25 protein-coding genes and 1 pseudogene are annotated in these 23,409 nt (G+C 69.8%); 11 read left to right on the forward strand and 15 right to left on the reverse strand.

The features are described from left to right. Positions 1-126 precede the first annotated feature (126 nt). The 7 genes from gcvT (at position 127) to AC1DYP_RS09025 (ending at position 6,109) form a co-directional block, all read left to right on the forward strand. The gene (gene gcvT / locus AC1DYP_RS08995; protein ID WP_477046035.1) at positions 127-1,254 is read left to right on the forward strand and encodes a glycine cleavage system aminomethyltransferase GcvT; all 1,128 of its coding nucleotides are present in this window, start codon (positions 127-129) and stop codon (positions 1,252-1,254) included. A 14-nt stretch (positions 1,255-1,268) separates the two neighbouring features. Then, complete coding sequence (gcvH, locus tag AC1DYP_RS09000; RefSeq protein ID WP_477033236.1) at positions 1,269-1,634, forward strand: glycine cleavage system protein GcvH; 366 nt, start codon at positions 1,269-1,271, stop codon at positions 1,632-1,634. A gap of 3 nt (positions 1,635-1,637) precedes the next feature. Then, positions 1,638-2,156: a hypothetical protein gene (locus AC1DYP_RS09005; protein WP_477046036.1), complete on the forward strand. Its 519-nt coding sequence runs from the start codon at positions 1,638-1,640 to the stop codon at positions 2,154-2,156. Continuing rightward, positions 2,157-3,503: an aminomethyl-transferring glycine dehydrogenase subunit GcvPA gene (gcvPA, locus tag AC1DYP_RS09010; RefSeq protein WP_477046037.1), complete on the forward strand. Its 1,347-nt coding sequence runs from the start codon at positions 2,157-2,159 to the stop codon at positions 3,501-3,503. Next, positions 3,500-5,092 carry an aminomethyl-transferring glycine dehydrogenase subunit GcvPB gene (gcvPB, locus tag AC1DYP_RS09015; RefSeq protein WP_477046038.1) on the forward strand — a complete coding sequence of 531 codons (1,593 nt, stop codon included), beginning with the start codon at positions 3,500-3,502 and terminating at the stop codon, positions 5,090-5,092. The genes gcvPA and gcvPB overlap by 4 nt, the downstream gene beginning before the upstream one ends. Positions 5,093-5,225: 133 nt before the next feature. Beyond that, positions 5,226-5,669 (forward strand): hypothetical protein, encoded by a 444-nt coding sequence (locus AC1DYP_RS09020; RefSeq protein WP_477033232.1) that lies wholly within the window; start codon positions 5,226-5,228, stop codon positions 5,667-5,669. Next, positions 5,666-6,109, forward strand: coding sequence for a hypothetical protein (locus AC1DYP_RS09025; protein WP_477033231.1), 444 nt, complete (start codon positions 5,666-5,668; stop codon positions 6,107-6,109). The genes AC1DYP_RS09020 and AC1DYP_RS09025 overlap by 4 nt, the downstream gene beginning before the upstream one ends. A 231-nt stretch (positions 6,110-6,340) precedes the next feature. Here AC1DYP_RS09025 and AC1DYP_RS09030 read toward each other — a convergent pair whose 3' ends face one another. From AC1DYP_RS09030 to AC1DYP_RS09050, 5 genes are read right to left on the reverse strand one after another with little or no spacing between them, the layout of a single operon-like run. After that, positions 6,341-6,850, reverse strand: coding sequence for a F0F1 ATP synthase subunit B (locus tag AC1DYP_RS09030; protein ID WP_477046039.1), 510 nt, complete (start codon positions 6,848-6,850; stop codon positions 6,341-6,343). 12 nt (positions 6,851-6,862) lie between these two features. After that, complete coding sequence (locus tag AC1DYP_RS09035; protein WP_477033229.1) at positions 6,863-7,396, reverse strand: F0F1 ATP synthase subunit B family protein; 534 nt, start codon at positions 7,394-7,396, stop codon at positions 6,863-6,865. A 29-nt stretch (positions 7,397-7,425) separates the two neighbouring features. Beyond that, positions 7,426-7,650 carry a F0F1 ATP synthase subunit C gene (locus AC1DYP_RS09040; RefSeq protein ID WP_477033228.1) on the reverse strand — a complete coding sequence of 75 codons (225 nt, stop codon included), beginning with the start codon at positions 7,648-7,650 and terminating at the stop codon, positions 7,426-7,428. A 49-nt stretch (positions 7,651-7,699) separates the two neighbouring features. Beyond that, positions 7,700-8,470, reverse strand: a complete 771-nt coding sequence (locus tag AC1DYP_RS09045) for a F0F1 ATP synthase subunit A (protein ID WP_477046085.1) — start codon at positions 8,468-8,470, stop codon at positions 7,700-7,702. A gap of 25 nt (positions 8,471-8,495) precedes the next feature. Next, a complete protein-coding gene (locus AC1DYP_RS09050; protein ID WP_477033227.1) occupies positions 8,496-8,864 on the reverse strand; it encodes an AtpZ/AtpI family protein in 369 nt (122 codons plus the stop codon). A gap of 511 nt (positions 8,865-9,375) precedes the next feature. On the opposite strand from AC1DYP_RS09050, the gene AC1DYP_RS09055 reads away from it, so the two are divergent. From AC1DYP_RS09055 to AC1DYP_RS09065, 3 genes and pseudogenes are all read left to right on the forward strand, one after another. After that, a complete protein-coding gene (locus AC1DYP_RS09055) occupies positions 9,376-9,591 on the forward strand; it encodes a hypothetical protein (protein WP_477046040.1) in 216 nt (71 codons plus the stop codon). Positions 9,592-9,705: 114 nt separating this feature from the next. Next, positions 9,706-10,035: a DUF6481 family protein gene (locus AC1DYP_RS09060; RefSeq protein WP_477033224.1), complete on the forward strand. Its 330-nt coding sequence runs from the start codon at positions 9,706-9,708 to the stop codon at positions 10,033-10,035. Positions 10,036-10,107: 72 nt separating this feature from the next. Beyond that, positions 10,108-10,734: pseudogene (locus AC1DYP_RS09065) on the forward strand (TSUP family transporter). 139 nt (positions 10,735-10,873) lie between these two features. On the opposite strand, the gene smc reads toward AC1DYP_RS09065, so the two are convergent. From smc to AC1DYP_RS09085, 4 genes are all read right to left on the reverse strand, one after another. Further along, complete coding sequence (gene smc / locus AC1DYP_RS09070) at positions 10,874-14,320, reverse strand: chromosome segregation protein SMC (RefSeq protein WP_477046041.1); 3,447 nt, start codon at positions 14,318-14,320, stop codon at positions 10,874-10,876. A gap of 13 nt (positions 14,321-14,333) precedes the next feature. Beyond that, positions 14,334-14,960 (reverse strand): DsbA family protein, encoded by a 627-nt coding sequence (locus AC1DYP_RS09075; protein ID WP_477046042.1) that lies wholly within the window; start codon positions 14,958-14,960, stop codon positions 14,334-14,336. After that, entirely contained in the window at positions 14,957-15,595 is a 639-nt protein-coding gene (locus tag AC1DYP_RS09080; RefSeq protein WP_477046043.1) for a thioredoxin domain-containing protein, read from the reverse strand. Before AC1DYP_RS09080 ends, AC1DYP_RS09075 begins: the two co-directional genes overlap by 4 nt. Positions 15,596-15,730: 135 nt before the next feature. Further along, the gene (locus AC1DYP_RS09085) at positions 15,731-16,270 is read right to left on the reverse strand and encodes a DUF721 domain-containing protein (RefSeq protein WP_477046044.1); all 540 of its coding nucleotides are present in this window, start codon (positions 16,268-16,270) and stop codon (positions 15,731-15,733) included. Between the two features lie 182 nt (positions 16,271-16,452). Here AC1DYP_RS09085 and mutY point away from each other — a divergent pair, with 182 nt between their 5' ends. Continuing rightward, a complete protein-coding gene (gene mutY / locus AC1DYP_RS09090) occupies positions 16,453-17,505 on the forward strand; it encodes an A/G-specific adenine glycosylase (protein WP_477046045.1) in 1,053 nt (350 codons plus the stop codon). A gap of 4 nt (positions 17,506-17,509) precedes the next feature. Here mutY and AC1DYP_RS09095 read toward each other — a convergent pair whose 3' ends face one another. The 6 genes from AC1DYP_RS09095 to AC1DYP_RS09120 form a co-directional block, all read right to left on the reverse strand. After that, positions 17,510-18,388 (reverse strand): NAD(P)H-hydrate dehydratase, encoded by an 879-nt coding sequence (locus AC1DYP_RS09095; protein WP_477046046.1) that lies wholly within the window; start codon positions 18,386-18,388, stop codon positions 17,510-17,512. Then, the gene (locus AC1DYP_RS09100; protein ID WP_477046047.1) at positions 18,385-19,149 is read right to left on the reverse strand and encodes a histidine phosphatase family protein; all 765 of its coding nucleotides are present in this window, start codon (positions 19,147-19,149) and stop codon (positions 18,385-18,387) included. The genes AC1DYP_RS09095 and AC1DYP_RS09100 overlap by 4 nt, the downstream gene beginning before the upstream one ends. Positions 19,150-19,217: 68 nt before the next feature. Beyond that, positions 19,218-20,294, reverse strand: a complete 1,077-nt coding sequence (locus AC1DYP_RS09105) for a DNA methyltransferase (RefSeq protein WP_477033216.1) — start codon at positions 20,292-20,294, stop codon at positions 19,218-19,220. A 120-nt stretch (positions 20,295-20,414) separates the two neighbouring features. Continuing rightward, positions 20,415-21,929 carry a sensor histidine kinase gene (locus tag AC1DYP_RS09110; RefSeq protein WP_477046048.1) on the reverse strand — a complete coding sequence of 505 codons (1,515 nt, stop codon included), beginning with the start codon at positions 21,927-21,929 and terminating at the stop codon, positions 20,415-20,417. A gap of 148 nt (positions 21,930-22,077) precedes the next feature. Beyond that, a complete protein-coding gene (locus AC1DYP_RS09115; protein WP_477046086.1) occupies positions 22,078-22,731 on the reverse strand; it encodes a ribonuclease HII in 654 nt (217 codons plus the stop codon). Positions 22,732-22,777: 46 nt separating this feature from the next. Then, entirely contained in the window at positions 22,778-23,377 is a 600-nt protein-coding gene (locus tag AC1DYP_RS09120; protein ID WP_477046049.1) for a helix-turn-helix domain-containing protein, read from the reverse strand. Positions 23,378-23,409 lie beyond the last annotated feature (32 nt).

The raw sequence follows: 23,409 nt of genomic DNA on the forward strand, positions 1-23,409 counted from the left end.
AGCGCTGCCCGCCGAAGGAGCAAGGCCAAGCTAGCTTGGCCGAAATCTCTCAGGTCAAAGGGACAGCGGGGGCGAGACCACCTGGCGAAAGCCGGGCGGCGTCGCCGACCCCGATTGGAGCCCCCCGTGTCCGAGCAAAGCGTGTCCACTGAAGACCTCAAGAAGACCCCGCTGTACGACGCGCACGTCGCGGCCGGCGCTCGCATGGTGCCGTTCGCGGGTTACCACATGCCGGTGCAGTACAAGGACGGGGTGCTGAAGGAGCACCTGTGGACCCGCGAGCACGCGGGCCTGTTCGACGTCTCGCACATGGGCCAGGCGCGGCTGCGCGGCGACAATCCCGCCAAGAGCTTCGAGAAGCTGGTCTCGGCCGACTACCAGGGCCTCAAGCCCGGCAAGCAGCGCTACGCGGTGCTGCTGAACGCCGAGGGCGGCGTGATCGACGACCTGATGACCGCGCGTCCGGACGACGACGGCCTGTTCATCGTCGTCAACGGCGCCTGCAAGGACAACGACTACAAGATCATCGCCGAAACCCTGAAGGGCGAGGCGACCGTCCAGCGCCTGGAAGACCGCGCCCTGCTGGCCCTGCAGGGCCCCGAGGCCGCAGCCGTCCTGGCCGCCCACGTGCCGGAAGCCGCCGGCATGGTGTTCATGGACACCAAGGCCCTGACCGCCTTCGGGACCGACGCCATCATCTCGCGCTCGGGCTATACCGGCGAGGACGGCTACGAGATCTCGGTGCCGGCCGCCGAGGCCGAGCGCATCTGGAACACCCTGTTGGAAGACGAGCGCGTGAAGGCCATCGGCCTGGGCGCCCGCGACAGCCTGCGCCTGGAGGCCGGCCTGCCGCTCTACGGCCACGACATGGACGAGACCGTCTCGCCGATCGAGGCCGGCATGCCGTTCGCCGTCGGCAAGAGCCGCCGCGAGGCCGGCGACTATCTGGGCGCCGATCGCATCGCCAAGGAACTGGCCGGCGATCTCAAGCGTGTCCGCGTCAATCTGAAGGTGCTGGAAGGCGCCCCGGCCCGGGAGGGCGCGGAGATCGCCGACGAGACCGGCGCCGTGGTCGGCGTGGTCACCAGCGGCGGCTTCGGTCCCAGCTTCGGCGGCGCCATCGCCATCGGCTTCGTCCCCCCCGCCCTGGCGGTGGTCGGTTCGAAGCTGAAGGTCATCGTCCGCGGCAAGCCGCAGGCGGCCGAGGTCGTGACCTCGCCGTTCGTCCCGACCCGCTACGTGCGCAAAATCTAAAAGAGGGCCAGACCATGAAGTTTACCAAGGACCACGAGTGGGTCGAAGTCGCCGGCGACGTCGCGACCGTCGGCATCACCGGCTACGCCGCCGAGCAGCTGGGCGACGTCGTGTTCGTCGAAGTCCCGGAAGTCGGCAAGACCGTGAAACAGGGCGAAGCCCTGGCGGTGGTCGAGAGCGTCAAGGCCGCCTCCGACGTCTACGCCCCGGTGTCGGGCGAAGTGGTCGAGGCCAACGGCCAGCTGTCGGACGCCCCCGAGACCGTCAACGCCGTGCCGGAAGCCGGCGGCTGGTTCGCCAAGATCAAGCTCAGCAATCCCGGCGAGCTGGACGCCCTGATGGACCGCGCGGCCTACGAAGCGTTCCTCGGCACGCTGTAAGCCATGGTCCAGGTCCTTCTCCACAACTCGACCCTGACGCCCGCTCCGGCGGCCTATGGGGCGGCGGTGGAGAAGGCCCTGGCCGCGGCCGGCGCGACGTTCGGCGCGGACGGCGAGGTCGGCCTCGCCGGCGAGACGGTCCTGATAGTCAATGTCGATCCGGACGACGACATCGCCGTGATCGCCCTGGAGCGGTTCGACGACGCGGTCCTGGACCTGGTCTTCGATCTGGCGGAAGCCACCGCCTCGTTCGTGGTCATGAGCAACGGCGCGGTCTGCGGGACGCCAGCGACCGGTCAGCCGCCGCCGGCCTGGTCGATGAGGCTTCAGGCCCACGGAACCGCCGAGCGCGCCGACTTCCGCGACTGGCTGGCCGGCGACATCGAGACCCAACAGGAGACGGAAGCCTACGAGGCCGCCGTCGCCGAAGCCCTCGCCAAGGCCCGCGCCGCCCGTGACGCCAAGCCCGCCCAACCCATCTTCAAACGCCTGACGGACGCCCTTTTCGGAAAGTCGATCTAGATGCGATACCTCCCCCTTACCCCCGAAGATCGCGCCGACATGCTCGGCGTCATCGGCGCGGAGTCGATCGACGAGCTGTTCGTCGACGTTCCGGCCGTCGCCCGCCGCAAGGATCCGGTGGACCTGCCGTTCCACGCCGGCGAGCTGGAAGTCGAGCGCGAGATGCTGGCCCTGTCGCGCCGCAACCGCTCGGCCTCGGAAGGCCCGTTCTTCGTCGGGGCGGGGGCCTATCGCCACCACGTGCCGGCCACGGTGGACCACATCATCCAGCGGTCGGAATTCCTGACCAGCTACACGCCCTACCAGCCCGAGATCGCCCAGGGCACGCTGCAGGTGCTGTTCGAGTTCCAGACCCAGGTCGCGGCCCTGACCGGCATGGAAGTGGCCAACGCCTCGCTCTATGACGGCTCCACCGCCGCCGCCGAGGCGGTGATGATGGCCGCCCGGATCACCCGCCGGAACAAGGCCGTCCTGTCGGGCGGCGTGCACCCGCAATATGTCGGCACGGTCGAGACCCTGGCCCACGCGGCCGGCGTCGCCACCGATCGCCTTGCCCCCGCCGTCGACGCCGAGGACGCGGTGATCGCCGCCATCGACGCCGACACCGCCTGCGTCGTCGTCCAGACCCCCAACGTGTTCGGTACGGCCACCGACGTCAGCAAGATCGCCGCCGCCGCCCAGGCCGCCGGCGCCCTGCTGATCGTGGTCGCCACCGAGGCCGTCTCGTTCGGCCTGCTGAAGTCGCCCGGCGAGATGGGCGCCGACATCGTCGTGGCCGAGGGCCAGTCGATCGGCAACGGCCTGAACTTCGGCGGCCCTTATGTCGGCCTGTTCGCCTGCAAGGAAAAATACGTCCGCCAGGCCCCGGGCCGGCTCTGCGGCGAGACCGTCGACGCCGAGGGCCGTCGCGGCTTCGTCCTGACCCTGTCGACCCGCGAGCAGCACATCCGCCGCGACAAGGCCACGTCGAACATCTGCACCAACAGCGGCCTGTGCGCCCTGGCCTTCAGCATCCACATGAGCCTGCTGGGCGAGAAGGGCCTGCGCCGGCTGGCCCTGGTCAACCACCAGAAGGCCGTGGCCCTGCGCGACGCCCTGGCGGCCGTGCCGGGCGTGCAGGTGCTGACCCCGCGCTTCTTCAACGAGTTCGCGATCAAGGTGCCGGGCAACGCGGCCGAGCTGGTCGAGACCCTGGCCGCCAATGGCATCATCGCCGGCGTCCCCTATTCGCGCCTCGACCCGACCGCCGGCCTGGACGACGTCCTGCTGGTCGCCGTCACCGAGACCACGCCCGACAGCGACATCACCTTCTTCTCCAAGGCCCTGACCAAGGTGCTGGCACAATGAGCATGAATTCCGTCGGACGCCCGACCCGTCCTGAAACCGCCTCTGGCGACGCCAACGACTACGTCCACCCCACCCTGACCGGAGCCCGCGGCCTGCTGCAGGACGAGGCGCTGATCTTCGAACTGAACGCCTGGGACAAGACCGGCGTCGATCTGCCGGACGCTCCGGCCGCCGATGATCTGGGCGACCTGGTCCGCGCCGAGCCCATCGGCCTGCCGGGCCTGTCCGAGCCCGAGGCGGTGCGCCACTACGTGCGTCTCAGCCAGAAGAACCACGCCATCGACCTGGCGCTGTATCCGCTGGGCTCGTGCACGATGAAGCACAACCCGCGCCTGAACGAGAAGATGGCGCGCCTGCCGGGCTTCTCCGACATCCACCCGCTGCAGCCGCAGTCGACGGTGCAGGGCGCGATCGAGCTGATGGACCGCCTGGCCCATTGGCTGAAGACCCTGACCGGCATGCCGGCGGTGGCGCTGAGCCCCAAGGCCGGCGCCCACGGCGAGCTGTGCGGCCTGCTGGCCATTCGTGCTGCCCACGAAGCGAATGGGCAGGGCCACCGCAAGACCGTGCTGGCCCCGACCAGCGCCCACGGCACCAACCCCGCCACGGCGGCCTTCTGCGGCTACACGGTCGTTGAAATCGCCCAGACCGACGACGGCCGGGTCGACCTGGCCGACCTGGAGGCCAAGCTGGGCGACCACGTGGCGGCCATCATGGTCACCAACCCGAACACCTGCGGCCTGTTCGAGCGCGACGTCGTCGAGATCGCCCGCCTGACCCACGCGGCGGGCGCGTACTTCTACTGCGACGGCGCCAACTTCAACGCCATCGTCGGCCGGGTCCGCCCGGGCGACCTGGGCGTCGACGCCATGCACATCAACCTGCACAAGACCTTCTCCACCCCGCACGGCGGCGGCGGTCCGGGCGCGGGTCCGGTGGTGCTGTCGGCGGCCCTGGCTCCGTTCGCCCCCACCCCGTGGGTGGTCAGCGGCGAGCACGGCTTCCAACTGGTCGAGGAGGCCAAGGGCCCCGCCGCCCAGGCCTTCGGCCGGATGAGCGCCTTCCACGGCCAGATGGGCATGTTCGTGCGCGCCTACGCCTACATGCTCAGCCACGGGGCCGACGGCCTGCGCCAGGTGGCCGAGGACGCCGTCCTCAACGCCAACTACATCAAGGCCCGCCTGTCGGACCTGATGAGCCCGGCCTTCCCGAACGGCCCGTGCATGCACGAGGCCCTGTTCGACGACGCCTGGCTGGAAGGCACCGGGGTGACCACGCTCGACTTCGCCAAAGCGATGATCGACGAGGGCTTCCATCCGATGACCATGTACTTCCCGCTGGTGGTGCACGGCGCGATGCTGATCGAGCCGACCGAGACCGAGAGCAAGCAGGAGCTGGACCGCTTCATCACCGCCCTGCGGGCCCTGGCCGGGGCGGCGCTCCAAATCAAGGATGGGGGCGGCGACGTCGACCGCTTCAAGGGCGCCCCCTACCATGCGCCGCTCAAGCGCCTGGACGAGACCTTGGCGGCGCGTAAACCACGTCTGAGGTGGAAACCTGTGGCCGCCGCGCCACTGGCGGCGGAATAGGCGCCACAGTCTGACGAATCGGAACGGGGCGCCTTTACGGAAGGGCGCCCCGTTCTCATATCGGGTTCAGTGAGCCGAGGAGGCCGGTCGTCGCCGGGATCGAACGGACCACGGAACCCGTTTCTTCCTGCCCATGAACCTTGCCCTCGCCATGCCGCCCGTGCGCTTCTCCGCCGCCGATGAACTCGCCCGCGAGCTTCTCGGGCGGATTGCGCGCGTCGTTCTGGTGACGCTGGGCCTGATCCTGATCGTGGCGGGCTTCCTGATCGCGCCCCTGCCGGGCCCGCTGGGCGTGCCGCTGACGGTGGTCGGCCTGATGCTGGTGCTGCGCAACTCGTTCCGGGCCCGCAAGCAGTTCGTCCGCTTCCAGCACGCCCACCCCAAGCTGCTGTTCCCGTTGCGCCGCCTGTTGCGCCGCGAGCCGGAAGTGTTTCCGGTCGCCTGGCAGCAGGTCCTGCGCATGGAGCGCCTGGTCATGCCGCGCCGCTGGCGCGTGGCCAAGCGCTGGCGCAAGTCCCTTCGGCGCCAGGCCTCCGCGCGCCAGACCGCGCGTCAGTCGGCCAAGCAGCGGCCGTGAGTTCGGCGGCTGATACGCTCGCCAGACTGCCTTCGAGGCTCTACCGCCGCCGTCGCCGTCTAGCCCTGGTCCTGCGCGAAACCGCGGGTCGCGTCGCCCGCTGGGCGGCGTTGGCCTTTGGCGTGCTGGTGCTGCTGGCCGGGGTCGTCCTGACGCCGCTGCCGGGGCATGTGGGCCTGCCGCTGCTGGTCATCGGGCTGATGATCGTGCTGCGCAACTCATTCCAGGCCAAGCGGCGGTTCCTGCGCTGGCAGCGACGGCACCCCAAGCTGATCTTCCCGATCCGCCGCCTGATGCGCCGCGAGCCCGAGATCATGCTGGTGGCCTGGCAGCAACTGCTGCGCTCCGAGAAGCTGTTCCTGCGCCGGGCGTCCTGGCGGGTGCTCAAGCGCGGGCGGAAGTATCTGCGGCGGCGCTGGCTGAAGAAGCAGCCGGTTTAGAATCTGCGCTCCCCTGGTCCTCCCCCTGTGGGGGAGGTGTCGGCGAAGCCGACGGAGGGGGGAGTGATCGGCAGGTGGCCAGACCCTCGATCTTCGATCCTAAAGCTCCCCCCACCGATCGCTACGCGATCGCCTCCCCCACAGGGGGAGGGCCTGGAAGGCTGGCCCAAACAAAAAGGGCGCGCCCCGCGAGGAGCGCGCCCTTGATGTCGTGAACCGTACCCGAAACCGCTATTGCAGCTTCGAACCGATCTGGCCGATCGCCGTGTCGACGAGGCCGTCCGAACCGCCCGAGGCGAGACGGGCGACCAGGATCTGCTCGGCGGCCTGAGCGGCGAGGTCGACAGCGGCCGACTTGACGTCGGCGGCGGCCTGGGCCTCGGCCTGGGCGATCTTGCGCTCGGCCATTTCGGCGCGGCGCGTGATCTGCTCTTCCAGCCGGGCCTTGGCTTCCGACGCGATCAGCGCGGCGTCGGCCTTGGCGGCTTCGAGCATGCCGGCGGCCTGACGCTCGGCTTCGTCCCGTTGAGCCTTCACCTCGGCGAGCAGGGCCTGAGCCTCTTCCCGCAGCTGGTGAGCCTCGTCGAGTTCGGCCTTGATCTTGGCCGCGTGGGCGTCGAGCCCCGCGAACAGCGCGCCCGGCAGGACCTTGAGCACGACCAGCAGGCCGATGAACAGGGCCAGGGCGACCAGCACCCACAGCTCGGGATTGGCGAGATCGAAGAGGGTTTCGTGTTCCATCGTCGTCTCTCCTTACGCCAGCGAGGCCTTGAGCTCGGCGGCCGAAGCCGCCTTGCCCGTCAGCTTCTCGACGATGGCGCCGGCCGTCTCCGAGGCCACCGCGCGGACGTGGCCCATGGCCTCGTCGCGGGCGGCCTGGATGCGGGCTTCGGCGGCCGCCAGCTTTTCAGCCAGCACGGCCTCTTCCTTCGCCTGACGCTCGGCGGCTTCGGCCGAAGCCTTGGCCTTGGCGTCCGCCGCGGTCTTCTGGGCCTTGGCGCGAGCCTCGGCCACCTCGGCCGCGGCCGCGCGGGCCTGGACCTCGGCTTCGTCCTTCAGACGACGGGCGTCGGCGATGTCGCCGGCGATCTTGGCCCCGCGCGTCTCGATCGCGCCGCTGACCCGGGGCAGAAGCACCTTGGACAGCACCGCGAAGAGGACGGCGAAGATGAGCAGCAGCCAGACGATCTGACCGCCCCAATGCTCGAACTGCAGCTGCGGAAGGCCGCTGCTTTCGTGCTTGGGAGCTTCAGTCGACTCGACCGTGCCGTGATGTTCCGTCGCCATGGGCGAAGGCGCCTCTCAGCTAGGGATTTTTAGGAGAACAGGATCAGGAAGGCGATGACCAGGGCGAAGATGCCCAGGGCTTCGGTCAGAGCCATGCCCAGGAACAGCATCGGACGCTCTTGAGCGGCGGCCGTCGGGTTGCGCAGGGCGCCTTGGAAGTAGTTGCCGAACATGATGCCGAGGCCGATGCCCGCGCCGACCATGCCGAGCATAGCCAGACCGGCGCCGATGAACTTAGCGGCGGAAGCGTCCATGATTGAGACTCCTTGGAAACGGTGTGTTGGTTGAGAGACTAAAGGTTGATCAGTGGCTGTCGAGGTGCACGACGTCGTTCAGATAGACGCAGGTGAGCACCGCGAACACGAAGGCCTGAAGGAAGGCCACCATGAACTCTAGGGCCGTCAGGGCGACGACGGAGGTCAGCGACAGCAGGCCCACCAGCCAGTAGGCCGGGGCCATGGCCAGCAGGATGGCCACGAAGGTCGCGAAGATCTTCAGCACCACGTGGCCGCCCAGCATGTTGCCGAACAGACGCAGGGCCAGGGTGATCGGGCGGATCAGGAACGAGATGATCTCGATCGGGACCAGCAGGAAATACAGGGGCCACGGCACGCCCGACGGGGCGAACAGCTTGAAGAACTTGATGCCGTTCTTGGCGAAGCCGACGCCGATCACGGTCAGGATCACCAGCATGCCCAGGGTCAGGGTCACGGCCAGCTGCGAGGTGGCGGTGAAGCCCAGGAAGTTGCCGGTCCAGCCGAACAGCATGCCTTGCAGGTTGCAGAACAGCACGAAGGCGAAAAGGGTGAAGACGAACGGCAGGTACTTCTTGCCGTCGTGGCCGATGATCGAGCTGGTCAGGCCGTCGACCAGTCCATAGAGCAACTCGCCGGTGGTCTGCAGGCGGCCGGGAATGACGGCGCCGCGGCCCGCGAAGGCGTAGAACACGATGATCAGGGTCGCGGCCAGCAGCATGGCGGCGATCGAGTTGGTGATCGACAGGTCGATCGCGCCCAGACCCGGCACGGTAACGGAAGGCAGCGCCACGATCTTCTGGATCATGAACTGGTGCATCGGGTCGATCGGCGTGGCCAAGGCCCTAGTCTCTCTTCTGCTTGGGGGCGGTAGACCCGCCTCCCGTGTCTCCGTCAGTCTTTTGGACCGACGCCTGCGCGCTCAATTTTGTCGCCTTGCGGACGACGATGTAGATCGAAGACCCCATGCCGATCAGCAGACCGCCGACCATGCCCCAGGGCCCCGTGCCGGCGTAACGGTCGAGCAGCCAGCCGAAACCGAGCCCCACCAGAACACCCCCGATCAGATCCGCCAGAAGACGATAGCCGTCCTGGGACGATTTCTCGTGCTCGGCGCGCATCGGACTTTCCGCCGCCTTTCGCGCCTCGAAAGCGGCGATCCGAGCGTCGAGGCTTTGCGGAGCCTGGTCGTTCGGTTCGTCGGCCTTGGGCATGGGAGCGGTCAGGTCCGAAAACGCCCGCGGCCGCCCCAATAGAGGCGGTTTTCCGGCCGGCTTGATCGCGGCGGAACCTATAGGGCGCGCTGCGGTGCGTCAAGGTTGGGCGGTATCGTCTCAAGTGGCGGTTTTATAACAGTTTTTGGAGATTTTAGAACCGCGCGCCGGAATCGGCGCACCCTTACGTGATCGCGGGCGGTTTCGAAGCGCGCGGTTCCGTCGCGGAACCGGGGCGCGACGCCCTCCCGTTTCGGTCCGCTCCACAGATTTCCCTCGCGCCATTTGTCGTACCAGCCCTATGGTACCGCAACCAAGATCGGCCGCCTCGATGCGCCGGCGGGCTCATTGAGGGAAGAACCAAGCCATGATCCGCGTCCCCGCAGTCTGCCGCGGCGCTGTGCGCCGTCTTCACGCCAGCCGCCCTGTCGTCCGGCGCCCAGGCCGCTCCGGCCGCCAAACCACAGCCCCTGCCGGGGTCAGCCTGTTCGCCTGTGACAACGGGACCGTCGTGGTGCAGTCGTTCCGCGACGACGACACGGACGTGAACCTGTCGCTGCTGGGCGCGGGGGTGAAGCTGCGCGGCCTGTCGAGCGGCAAGCTGGTCCAGGCCAGGCCGGCCGACGGCAAGGCCGACGCGTGGCGGCGCCAGGGCGTGCCGGCCCGCACCGAGTTCGCCGCGGCGGCCGCGCCGCACAGCTACACCGTTTATCGGATCGAGAAATAAAGGCCTCGAAACCCCGGCGCGACGGGCCTGTGTCCATTAGCGCCGGGGAAGGTCAATTGCTTTTCCCGGCGTTTTGGGGTCTTAGGAGCGCACTTTCCACCAACCAGAAGATTCATGTCGCATCTGAAGAACACCGGCTTCGCCGATCGCATCTCCGCCGCCGCCGAAGCCAAGAAGGCCATGCTGGCCAAGATGAAGGCGAAGCCCGCCGTCCAGGACCCCAACTTCGAGCAGCGCCACGCCGAGCGCGAAGCCGAGCTGGAACGGGTCCGCGCCGAACGCGCCGCGATCAAGGAAGCCGCCCGCCTGGAGATCCTGGCGCGCGAAGAGGCCGCCCTCGCCGAGAAGCGCGCTGACCGCAAGGAGCGCAAGGCTCTGACGCAAGCCGAGCAGAAAGCCGCTCGCGACGCCAAGTACGCCGCCCGCAAGGCGCGCCAGAAGTAATCACCGAAGACTCGCTCTATCGCGTGGTCCCGGCCCGTCTATGAGGGCGGACCGCGCGAGGGCTTGAGCTAGATGCACGTCGATTTCGCCCTGCTGGCCACGATGTTCGCCGTGGCCGCGATCGCCGGGGCGTTCGACGCCATCGCCGGCGGCGGCGGACTGCTGACCGTCCCGGCCCTGCTGCTGACCGGCATGAACCCCGTCGCGGCGCTCGGCACCAACAAGCTGCAGGGCGCGTTCGGCGCCCTCTCGTCCACCAGCGCCTTCGCCCGGCGCGGCCTGATCGACTGGAAGACCGCCTTGCCGGTCGCCGGCGCGGCCGCCGTCGCGGGTCTCTGCGGCGCGCTCTGCGCCAGCCTGCTGTCGCCGCGCGTGCTGGCGGCCCTGGTGCCGCTCCTGCTGATCGTCATCGCCCTCTATTTCGGCTTGTCGAAGGGGCTGCAAGCTGGCCAATGCGGCGTCGAACCTGGGGAGCCTGTCGCTGTTCATCCTGAAGGGCGCGGTCGTCTGGCCCGTGGGGCTGGCGATGGCCGCGGGGGCGTTCCTGGGCGCGCAGGTGGGGTCGCGGCTGGCGATGCGGTTCGGGGCGAGTTAATCCGGCCGTTGCTGGTGGTGATGTCGTGCGCGATGGCGGTGAAGCTGCTGAGCGATCCGGCCAATCCGTTGCGGCACGCGGTCGTCGGGCTTTTCACTCACTAAGGCCCTCCCCCCGTGGGGGAGGCGATCGCGAAGCGATCGTGGGGGGAGTCTTAGGTTCGTCGATCCGGATTATGGTCGCCTGCCGATCACTCCCCCYTCCGTCGCCCTGCGGGCGACACCTCCCCCACAGGGGGAGGGATTACTGCGCCAACACCAACTGCTCGGCCGTGCTGAGATCCACGCTCACCAGCTGGCTAACCCCCCGCTCGGCCATCGTCACCCCGAACAGCCGATCCATCCGGCTCATCGTCACCGGATTGTGCGTGATGGCGATGAACCGCGTCTTCGTCCGCCGGCGCATCTCGTCCAGCATGTTGCAGTAGCGGTCGACATTGGCGTCATCGAGCGGCGCGTCGACTTCGTCGAGCACGCAGATCGGCGCGGGGTTGGCCAGGAAGACGCCGAAGATCAGGGCGCTGGCGGTCAGGGCCTGCTCGCCGCCGCTCATCAGGCTCATCGAGGCCATGCGCTTGCCGGGCGGGCAGGCGAAGATCTCCAGGCCGGCCTCCAAGGGATCGTCGTTTTCGACCAGCCGCAACTCGGCCTGGCCGCCGCCGAACAGGGCCTGGAAGAGGGTCTGGAAGTGGGCGTTGATCACCTCGAACGCCGCCAGCAAACGCTCGCGGCCCTCGGCGTTCAACTCCTCGATGCCGGCCCGCAGCTTGCCCACCGCGCCCGACAGGTCGGCCCGCTCGGTGCGCATGGTCTCCAGCCGGGCGGCGTATTCGTTGGCTTCTTCCTCGGCGCGCAGGTTCACCGGGCCGATGGCGTCGCGCTCGCGCTCAAGCGCAAAGAGGTGAGCTTCCACACCCGCGGCGTCCTTGGGCACGGCCACGGCCTCGCCGGCCACGTGGCGGCCCAGTTCCTCGGGCTCCATGCGGGCCTGTTCGCGGATGGCGCCGGCCACCTCGGCGAAGCGGTCGCGGACGGCGTCCAGGGTGGCGACCAGGGCGGCGCGTTTCTCCCGGGCCTCCGAGGCGGCCTGCTCGGCGGCGCGGGCGGCGCGGTCGGCGTTCAGGCGAGCGGTCTCGGCGGCCTCCAGGGCGTCCGAGGCCTTGGCACGGCGATCCTCGGCGGCGGCGAACTGCTCGACGATCACCACCAGCTTTTCGGCCAGCACGGTGGGCGCCTCGCGGGCGGCCTCCAGGGCGGCGGCGGCCTTGACCCGGTCGGCGTCCAGGCTGGTCTCGCGCCTGGCCGAGGCCTCGCGGCGCTTGGCCCAGTCGGCGTGGTCGCGTTCCAGGGTCTCCAGGCGGCGGGCGCGGCCGGCGGTCTCGCGGGTCTCCTGCTCCAGGGCCGACCGGGCGCCGGCGGCGGCTTCCCGCGCGGCGGTCGCGGCCTGGCGGGCGGCGGCCAACTGCGGGGCCAGGTCGGCGGCGCTCTCGGTCCCGGCGCTCTCGGCGCGGACGGCGGCCAGGGCCGTGTCGGCCTCGACCCGTTCGGCCTCGAAGCGGGCGATGGTGTCGTCCAGCGACTGGGCGCGGGCCTCGCGCTGGGCGGCCTCGCGCTCGTAGCGGGTCACCTGCTCGCGCGCGCCGGTCAGCAGGCGTTCGGCCTCGGGCGGACCTCGGCGTTTATCTCGAAGCGTCTCTTCCGCGACCCGTAAAGCGTCGGCTGCGGTCTTCAGGGCGGCGGTCGCGGCCTCGGCGCGCGGCGTGACCTGATCGATCTCGGTCTCGACCTCGGCCAGGCGGGTGCGCTGCTCCAGGCGGACGGCGGCGGGCTTGGGCGCGTCGGCCCGGGCCACGAAGCCGTCCCAGCGCCACAGGTCGCCTTCCTTGGAGACCAGGCGGGCGCCGACCGGCAGGCCTTTGGCCAGGCGGTCGCCGTCGGCCCGCTCGACCACGGCCACATGCGAGAGGCGGGCCGCCAGTTCCAGCGGAGCCTTGATCAGCGGGGCCAATGGCGTCGCGCCGTCAGGCCACTTCACCGCCGAAGCCTCGCCGCCCGCCCAGAACGAAGGCGCGCGGGAGTCGAGGGCGGCTTCCAGGTCATCGCCCAACGCGGCGGCCAGGGCGGCGCCGTAGCCCTTCTCGGGCGTCACCGCGTCCAGGGCCGGCGAGAAGCCGCTCTTGGCGCGCGGGGCGGTCAGCTGGGCCAGGCCCCGGGCCTCGGTGCGCAGGCGGCCCAACTGGTCCTCGACCTTGCGGGCCAGGTCCCGCGACTGGGCCTCGGCGGCGGCGGCCTTCACACGGACGGCCTCGGCCTCTTCGAGCGCGGCGCGGGCGGCGGCCAGGCCGGCCTCGGCGTTGGCGAAGCGCTGGCGGGCCTCGGCGGCGGCCGGGTCGACCACGGGACCGACGGCGGCGCGTTCGGCCTTCGCCTGGTCCAGGGCGCGGACCGTGCGGGCCAGGCGGCTCTCGGCCTCGGCCAGGCGCTGGGCGGCGGCGCGGGCCCGGGCGTCCTCGGCGGCGGCGCGGGCGGCCAACTGCTCGACCTCGGCGTCGGCCTTGGCGCGTGCGTCCTCGGTGGCCTTGGCGGCGGCGGCCAGTTCGGGACCCCGGGCGGGCGCGGCGGCGATCTGGGCGCGCAGCTCGCTCAGCTCGGCGTCGGCGCGGGCCAAGGCCTGGACGGCGTCCTGCAACCCTTGGGCCTCGCGGGCCCGGTCGTCGTCGATGCGGGTCAGGTCGCCCGACAGCCGCTCGAACTCGGCCTGGGCGGCCTCGGACTCGCGCTCGGCCCGGTCCTTCTGGATGGCCAGCTGGCCCAGGATGGCTTGGGCGATCGAAGCCTCCTCGCGCAGCGGCGGCATGGCGGTCTCGGCCGCCAGGATCGCGGTCTGGGCCGTGGCGGCGGCGCGGGCGGTGTCTTCGACCGCGCGGGCGGCTTCGGTGGCGTCGCTTTGCGTGCGGTTGAGGGTGTCGCGCGCCTCGGTCCAGCGGGCGTAGAGCACGGCCCCCTGCACGGCGCGGATCTCGGCCGACAGGCGCTTGTACTTCTCGGCCTGCCTCGCTTCACGACGAAGCCGGCCCAGGGCGGTTTCCAGCTCGCGGGCCACGTCCTCCAGGCGCGAGAGATTGGCCTCGGCCGCCCGCAGCCGCAGCTCGGCCTCGTGGCGGCGGGTGTGCAGGCCCGAGACGCCGGCCGCCTCTTCCAGGATGCGGCGGCGGTTCTGCGGCTTGGCGCCGATCAGCTCGCTGATCTGGCCCTGGCGGACCAGGGCCGGCGAGTTGGCCCCGGTCGAGGCGTCGGCGAACAGCAGCTGGACGTCGCGCGCCCGGACCTCGCGGCCGTTGATGCGGTAGGTCGAGCCCTCGCCCCGGTCGATGCGGCGAACGACCTCCAGCACCGGGTCGTCATTGAACTGGGCCGGGGCGGTGCGGTCGGCGTTGTCGATGGTCAGGGTGACGTCGGCGTGGTTGCGGGGCGGGCGGTTGCCGCTGCCCGCGAAGATCACGTCGTCCATGCCGCCGGCCCGCATGGCCTTGGCCGAGTTGGCGCCCATCACCCAGCGCAGGGCTTCCAACAGGTTGGACTTGCCGCAGCCGTTGGGCCCGACGATGCCCGTCAGGCCGGGTTCGATCCGAAACTCGGTCGGCTCGACGAAGGATTTGAATCCTTGCAGGCGCAGGCGCTGGAACTGCACGTGCGCCCTTCCCCTAGCCCTTGGCCGCTTTGGCGATCGCGGCGGCGAAGGTCTCGATCGGCTGGCCGCCCTCGAGGCGTTCGCCGTTGATGAAGAAGGTGGGGGTCACCTCGATCTTGTCGCGGACGGCGGCCTTCTCGACCCTGGCGTTGATCGCGGCCAGGGCCGCCTTGTCCTGCAGGGCGGTGGTGAACTGGGCCTCGGTCAGGCCAAAGCCATTGCCGATCTTCAGCAGGCCGCCCCACAGGTCTTCGCTCTGGAAGATGGCGTCCTGCTGCTTGAAGATCGTGTCCAGCACCTCGAAATAGCGGGCCGGGCCCACGCGCCGGGCCAGCATGTAGCCGGCGGCGGCGAACTGGGCGGGCGGGGTCAGGAACTCGCGGAACACGTACCGGACCTTGCCGGTGTCGATGAACTGCTTCTTGAAGGCCGGGAAGACCTCGTTGTTCCAGTGGGCGCAGTGGGTGCAGGACAGCGAGGCGTACTCCACCACCTGCACCTTGGCCTTGGGCGAACCCAGGGCCATGTCGCCCTCGGCCGCCGGCAGCGGCGCGGCGCGCGCGACCGTCGGCGCGGCGATCAACGCCGCGCTTGAAGCCGCCAAGCCCGTTCCGATCAGGGCGCGCCGGTCGAGGATCATTTCGCGGCCGCCTCGGCCGCCGCGATGGCGGCGTCCAGCTCGGCCATCGACTGCTCGCCGCCGTCTTCGCCGCCGGCCTTCTTGCCGTTGATGATGAAGGTCGGGGTGCCGGTGATCTTGGCGTCGGCCTGGTACTTCTCGACCCGGTCGTTGAGGGCCTTGAGGGCCTTCTCGTCGGTGACGCAGCTGGTGAACTGGGCTTCGCTCATGCCGGCCGACTGGGCCACGCGCAGCAGCACGCCGCGATAGTCGCCGGTCGTGAACATCTCTTCCTGCGAGCGATAGACCGAGTCCAGCACCGAGAAATACTTGTCCTTGCCGGCGCAGCGCGCCATCAGGAACGAGGCCGAGGCCACCTGCACGGGCTCGGTCAGGAACTCGCGGTAGACGTAGTTCACGCGGCCGGTGTCGATGTACTTGGCCTTGAAGGCCGGGAAGACCTCGTTGTTCCAGCGGCCGCAGTGGATGCACGAGGCCGAGGCGTACTCGACGACCGTGACCTTGGCGTTGGGGTTGCCCAGCGACATGTCGTCGGCGGACACCGACTCCTTCTTGTCGCCGCAGCCGGCGAGCGCGACGCCCAGAGAGGCGGTGAGGGCGACGGCGGTCAAAAGCCGGCGGGTCAACGGACGCATGAGATCTTCCCTGGGATAGTCGTGAACAGTGAAGTTAAGCGCGATTCTTTAGTCGCGTGAAAAGGGCGCGGATAAGGCGTTGCATCAGCCTATCGAACGTCCGGTTGTCAATCCAGCCGAGGCTTTGACGCCGACCTAGCGCGGATCGCGCAGGACGCCTCGGCCCAGCTTCAGCAGGGCCTCCTTCAGGCCGCCCTCCGGCTGGTCGGCCAGGCTGTCGGCCAGGTCGCGTTCCTGGCCGGCGTCCAGCGGCGGCTTGCGGCGGGGCTTGGCGACGGCGGGAGCGGCCGGGGCCTTCACCGGGCCCTGGACGATGCGCAGCTTGGTCACCACGCCCTTGCCCAGCAGCAGGTCCAGGCGCTGGGTGATCTGCGGGGCCTGATGCTGGATCAGCGAGGCCACCGGCCCGTCGACCCGCAGCTCCAGGGTGCCGCCCTCGCCGGTGCGGCTCTTGATGACGCGAACGGGCTCGGTGCGGCGGGCCAGGGTGTCGCCGACGATCTCGCGCCAGCGGGCCTTCAGCACGGCGGGGCCCTGGCCGAACTTCTCGTCCAGCTTCTTGATCAGCGGGGCCAGCGACTTGCCGGCCGGCGGGGGCGCGCGGAACTGCGGACGCGTGCGGCGGCGCTTGAGGATCTCGAGGGCTTCTTCCGTTGTGGGCAGGGGGCGACGCATGGCGGGAGGGTAGCAGACGGAAGTCGCTGACGGGAGCGATCAACAACGGCTGTCATCCCGGGCGTAGCGAAGCGAAGACCCGGGACCGCCGGAAGCGCTGAGTTCACGCGTCGGTCCCGGATCTTCGCGCTGCGCGCTCGTCCGGGATGACAAGTTCGGGGAGGCTCTGTCATAGGACGGGCATGCTCGACATCCCCGCCCTCCGCGCCGCCCTGCTGGCCTGGTACGACGCCCAGGCGCGGGACCTGCCCTGGCGCACCGGGCCGGCCGCTGGGAAGGCAGGGATGCGGTCCGATCCGTACCGGGTCTGGCTGTCGGAGGTGATGCTGCAGCAGACCACCGTGCCGCACGCCACGCCCTATTTCCTGGGCTTCACCCAGCGCTGGCCGACGGTGTCCGACTTGGCGGCGGTGGAGGACGGCGACCTGATGGCCGCCTGGGCGGGGCTCGGCTACTACGCCCGGGCCCGCAACCTGCTGGCCTGCGCCCGGGCCGTGGCGGCCGAGCATGGCGGAGTGTTCCCCGACACCGAGGAGTCCTTGCGCGCCCTGCCGGGCGTGGGCGCCTACACCGCCGCCGCCGTGGCGGCCATCGCCTTCGACCGCGAGGCCAATGTCGTCGACGGCAATGTCGAGCGGGTGATGGCGCGGCTGTTCGCGGTGGAAGAGCCCGTGCCCGACGCCAAGCCGGAGCTGAAGCGCCTGGCCGGCGCGCTGGTCACGGCCGAGCGTCCCGGCGACTGGGCCCAGGCGCTGATGGACCTAGGCGCCACGGTCTGCCGACCCAAGGGCCCGCTGTGCGACCGTTGTCCGATCTCGGCCTGGTGCGAGGGCCTCAAGACCGGCGCGCCGGAGACCTATCCGCGCAAGACCAAGAAGGCCGATCGGCCTCGGCGCTACGGCGTGGCTTACGTCCTGACCCGAGGCGACGCCACCGCCCTGGTCCGTCGTCCGCCCAAGGGCCTGCTTGGCGGCATGCTGGGCCTGCCGACCAGCGACTGGCGAGATCGTCCGTGGACGGATCGGGAGGCCGCCGATGCCGCGCCGACCGCCGGCGCCTGGCGCGACTTCGGGACGGTGGAGCACGTCTTCACCCACTTCGCCCTGACGCTGCGGGTGCTGCGCGCCGAGAGCAACGGCGAGGGCGACTTCGTCTGGACGGCGCCTGAGGGGCTGGCGGCGCTGCCCAGCGTGTTCCTGAAGGCGGCCAAGGCGGGACGGGACCGGCTGATCTAGGCGGTCAGGCTTCCAGCCCCGCCATCACCGCCGGAACCTCGCCCGCGATCTCGCGCGCCAGGAAGCCCAGCGTGCCGATGCTTCTGGTCAGTCGCGCCCCCGCCTCGCCGTGCAGGAAGACGCCCCAGGCCGCCGCCTCGAACGGCGGGACGCCGCGCGCCAGCAGGCCGGCGATCAGCCCGCCCAGCACGTCGCCCGAACCGGACACGCCCAGCCCCACGCCGCCGCCGGCATAGAGGCCCGCCGCCCCGTCCGGCCCCACCACGTGGGTGCGGGCGCCCTTCATCACGATCACCGCCCCGAACCGCTGGGCCGCCTCGCGGCCTGCGGCCAGAGGATCGGCCTCGATCTCGGCCTTGTCGCGATCCAGAAGCCGCGCCATCTCGCCGGAATGCGGCGTCAGGATAAGGCCGCCGACCCGAGGCGGGGCTTCGGCGACCGCGTTCAGGGCTCCGGCGTCCAGCACCATCGGCTGCCTTGGCGACAGCTCGAGCAGCGCCTTGGCCATGCCCTCCTCGTCGCGCATCATGCCCGGGCCGATCAACAGGGCGTCGCAGCCGGCCACGTGCTCGGCCAGCACCTCGGCGGCCTGGGCCGACGGGCGGCCGTCGGTCTCGGGCAGGGCGAAGACCCGGGCCTCGGGCATGGCGACGTTCAGGGCGACGACCGCCCCCGCCACCGTCGCCAGCTGCAGCTTGCCTGCCCCGGCCCGCAACGCCGCCGTGCCGGCCAGCAGCACCGCCCCGGCCATTTCCAGCCCGCCGCCCACCACCAGGACGCTGCCGCGCTCCTCCTTGCCGCCATCGCCGGGCATGGGCAGCGGGTGGGCGCGCATCCAGGCCCTGTCTAGGGCGGCCAAATCCAGGACCGAGAGTTCGGTCATCGGGCGGCCACGTTGGCGTCGGGCTCGGCGGTGACCGGCGCGGCCTGCTCCTCCAGCGGGGCGGTGAAGTTGTAGCGGGTCAGCTTCAGCCCGCCGTCCGGGCCGCAGTCGGGGTCGAAGCGATATTCCGTGACGCCGCAATTGGCGATGTCGGCCTGGCGGTCAATGGCCAGGATCTGGTCCTCGGTCAGGCTTTCCAGCAGGTAGCGCAGGCACAGCACCACCACCTGGTGGGCGACGATCATCACCCGGTCGCCGCCGTGGTGCAGGCTGATGGTGTCGAGCACGCTGCGCAGGCGCAGGATCACGTCGCACCAGCTCTCACCTCCGGGCGGCCGATGATAGAACTTGCCCAACAGCTTGCGAAACTCGGCCTGTTCAGGGAACTGCGCCTCGATGCCCACGCGGGTCAGGCGGTCCAGGACCCCGAACTCCTTCTCGCGCAGCCGCTCGTCGATGCAGAACTTGCTGTCCTTTCCGACCATGCCGCCAGCGTCGCGGATCTTCTGGCTGGTCTGGATCGCCCGGCGATAGGGCGAGGTCATAAGGGTGCGCGGCCGTTGGTCCTCTGGTTGCTGGGCCAGCCAAGCGCCGAGCGCGGCGGCTTGCTCTTCACCCAGCGAACTGAGCGCCACGTCCATGTCGCGGTCGGCGATGTCGATCCGGCCCAGCCCCGCGGCGTCGGCGGCGTCGCGGGCGACATTGCCGGCGCTCTGGCCGTGGCGGACGATCCAGAGGGTGTTCGGCCAGCGCTGTTCCATGACGAGCTTAACCCGCGAGGTTGGCGATGGGTTCGCTTCCAAATCCCGCAAAGGGAGAAGGGAAAAATCTAGTTCATTCCCGCCCGCACCTGGCTGCGCAGGACGTCGATCGGGGCCAGGCCCTTGTCGGTCTTGAAGTGCCAGTAGGTCCAGCCGTTGCAGGCCGGGGCCGACTGCACCAGGGCGCCGACCTTGTGGATCGAGCCCGACAGGTCGCCCACCGTGATCGAGCCGTCGGCGCGGACCTTGGCGGCGTGCGAGCCCTTGGCGCAGTACAGGGTGTCGCCCGGATTGAGCAGGCCGGCTTCGACGATGTTGCCGAACGGCACGCGCGGCTCCGAACGCTTGCTGCCCATGACGTCCAGGTCTTCCGGCGCGATCGGCACGACCTTGGCGATGCGTTCCTTGGCGTGGGCGATGTATTCGGCCTCGCGCTCGATGCCGACGAACCTGCGGCCCAGGCGCTTGGCGGCCGCGCCCGTGGTGCCCACGCCGAAGAACGGATCCAGGATCACGTCGCCCGGCTTGGTGGTCGACAGGATCACCCGGTAGAGCAGGGCTTCGGGCTTCTGGGTCGGATGGGCCTTGTTGCCGTCCGCGCCCTTGATGCGCTCCTCGCCGGTGCACAGCGGGATGGTCCAGTCCGAGCGCATCTGCACCTCGTCATTGGCCATCTTCAGGGCGTCGTAGTTGAAGGTGTAGCGCTTGGCGCCCTGGCTCTTGGAGGCCCAGATCAGGGTCTCGTGGGCGTTGGCGAAGCGGGTGCCCTTGAAGTTGGGCATCGGGTTGGACTTGCGCCAGATCACGTCGTTGAGGATCCAGAAGCCCAGGTCCTGCACGGCCACGCCGACGCGGAAGATGTTGTGATAGCTGCCGATCACCCAGATCGCGCCGTCGTCCTTCAGCACCCGGCGGGCGGCCTTCAGCCATTCGCGGGTGAACTTGTCGTAGGCCGCGAAGCTCTCGAACTGGTCCCAGTGGTCGTCGACCGCGTCGACCTTGGAATTGTCGGGACGCAGCAGGTCGCCGCCCAGCTGCAGATTGTAGGGCGGATCGGCGAAGATCAGGTCCACGGACTTCTCGGGCAAGGCGTTCATCGCCTCGATGCAGTCGCCCTGGATGATGGTTTCAGGCCCGAAGGACATGTCCGCTTCCCGTCAAAAACACTGAGCGGAATCATGAGTCTTGATGGTTACGCTGGGGTAAATGGACGTGGTTACCGGCCTGTTAACCCCGCTCGAAACGGTGGATGAGTCTGATTAGACTCAGAAATCCTGTTCCGGCGGGCGCGCCAGGCTGAAGGTGATCCGCGCCTCGAGCCCCGTCGGCTTCAGGTCCAGCGTGGCCGAACCGCCCAGCTCGCGGGCCAGGCGGTCGATCAGCCGCGTGCCGAAGCCCTTGCGCGTCGCGCCAGGGAGGGGATGGCTGACCGTCTCCCGCCAGGCCAGGAAACCGCCGTCCGCGTCGCGCCCGCAATGGACCCGCAGCCGGCCGTCCGGCGTCGACAGGGCGCCGTACTTGGCGGCGTTGGTCAGCAGTTCGTGGACGATCAGGCCCAGGCTGACGGGTGCGTCCGAGGTTAGCTCCATCGTCTCGCACACCAGTTCCAGCTGGCCGTGGGGCTCGGCGTAGGGGGCCAGCTCGGCGCGCAGCACGTCCTGGACCGTGATGGCGCCGGACGCGTTCTGGATCAGCAGGTCGTGGGTCTTGGCCATCGCGTGGACGCGGTCGGTGAAGACGGCGACGAACTCCGGCACGGATCCCGCCGACTTGCCGCTCAGCATGGCCAGGGACATCACGGTGGCCAGGGTGTTCTTGACGCGATGGTTCAGTTCGTCGAGCAGCAGCTTCTGGCGGCGTTCGCCGACGATCCGTTCGGTCACGTCGTGACCTTCGACGAAGACGCCGTTCACCGCGCCCTGGGCGTCCAGGGTCGGCTGATAGACGAAATCGAGATAGCGATCGGTCGCCGGTTCGCCTGGTCCGCCCGTCGCGGTGAATTTCGACCCCGTGGCCGTGAACGCCTCGCCCGACCGGTAGACCTGGTCGAGCAGCTTCACATAGCCCTGCTCGATGGCTTCCGGCAGGGCCTGGGCCACGGTCAGACCCACCACGGGGCGTTCGCCGACCAGGCGCATATAGCCCGGATTGGCCAACTCGAACCGGTGGTCGGGACCGCGCAGCACGGCCATGAAGCTGGGCGCCTGCTCGAACAGGGCGCGCAGGTGTTCGGCTTCGCTGTTCAGTTCGAGATTGGCCCGCGCCAATTCCTCGCGCACGAGGTGCTCGGCGGTCACGTCCTTGCAGACCACCAGCACGCCGCCGACGCCGTCGTCGTGGTCGATCGGGCTGTAGCCGTAGGTCCACCAGACGTCCTCGCGCCGGCCGTTGCGGGTGACGGGGACGAGGGCGTCCTCGTGCCAGGTCGAGCCTTCGCCGCGCATCACCAGGGCGATCTGAGGGCCGATGATGTCCCAGATCTCCGCCCAGCAGGCCTCGCCGCGATCGCCCAGGGCCGACGGATGGCGTTCCGGACCCATCGTGGCGCGATAGGCGTCGTTGTAGAACTGGATCAGGTCCGGCCCCCACCAGATGAACATCGGGTGGCTGGAGGTCAGCATCAGGCGGACAACGGTCTTCAGGCTCTGGGGCCAGCCGTCCGGCGGCCCCACCGGCGAGGCGGACCAGTCATGGGCGCGGATCAGGCGGCCCATTTCGCCGCCGCCGCTCAGGAAGGTGGGCCCTTCGTGACGGGTCTTGTCGGCCGGCTGGTCGAGCAAATGAGATCTCCGACGGGAAGGGCGTTCACGCCTCGACGCGGGCTTCACGTCACGTTGTGGATTTAGGCACGGAACCATAGCCGAAACGCTCGTCTAGCCGACATAGCGCATCGAGGCTTGGCTGAAGTCTTTTCGGAGCCGCGTGCGACTAGGCGCCAAGCTCGTCGTCGAACGCCGCGTCGCCCAGGTCGGGCAGGTCGCCCAGGGGCAGTTCGCCCGACAGCGCCAGCTTGACCGGCGCCCAGCTCATCCGGTGGATCGGCGAGGGACCCAGCTTGCGCAGGCCCTCGACGTGGATCGCGGCGTGATAGCCCTTGTGGCTGGCGAAGCCGTAGCCGGGATAGACGCCGTCCATCTCGATCATGATCTTGTCGCGGGCTTCCTTGGCCAGGATCGAGGCCGCGGCGATCGAGCACGACAGGCTGTCGCCCTTGACCACCGTCTTGATCGGGCAGGGCAGCTTGAAACGATAGTTGCCGTCGACCAGGGCCATGTCGGGCTTCACCCCTAGCCCTTCGATGGCCCGGCACATGGCCAGGCCAGCGGCGTGCAGGATGTTGAGCTCCTCGATCTCCTCGACGCTGGCCAGGCCCACGCACCAGGCGACCGCGACCGACTTGATCTCGATCTCCAGCGCCGCGCGCGCCTTGGCGGTCAGCTTCTTGGAGTCGTTGAGGCCCTTGGGCACCCGGGCGGGGTCCAGGATCACCGCCGCGGCGCTGACCGGCCCGGCCCAGGGTCCGCGTCCGGCCTCGTCCACCCCGCAGACCAGACCCGGTCCGCAGGCGGCTTCCAGCATCATGTCGGGGCCCTTGGGGGCGATGGCGGGGGACTTGGTCACGACCCGCTCATAATCCGTTTCGGGCGGGCGGGGAAAGGTCCTGCGTCCGCACCAGCCGCGCGAAACGGCCGTCCGACAGTCGCAGGCGCGTCCAGTTCATCCGACCGGGTCGGATGGGCACTTCGTTGGAGTCGTTGGCGCCGGTCTCGATCGTCAGGCTGGGCGGCAGGGGCTCGTACCAGCCGGCCTCGCCGAGTCCCGCCTCGGCCGCGACGATGGCCGGGCTGGCGTAGCGCCACAGCGAGGCGCCCATCAGGTCTTCCTTGGGAAGCCCCCATTCACGGCTGCGCACGGGAGAAGCGGCCAGCAAGCGGTGCGAGAGGTCGCAGACCATGTGGGTCGGATCGGTCGAGCTCTCGACCAGTTCGAGCAGGGCGCGGTCGGCGTCGGAGTCGGGGCGGGCGGCCAGGAGATCGGCCAGCCGCGCCGCTTCGCGGGGCGAGGGGGGCAGGGCGCCGCTCTCCCAGCGCGAGATGGTGGCCTGGGAGACGCCCAGGATCTCGGCCGCGTGGACCTGTTTGACCCGCCGCGCCGCGCGCCAGGCGCGCAGTGAGCGGCCCAAGGCATGCGGCGGTGTCGGCGAGACGTCCAAGGGAGAGCGGGGCATGGACGCAGAATAACTTATGCGTTCGCCGCGCC

The organism is Caulobacter sp. P1_D6, from assembly GCF_056406095.1.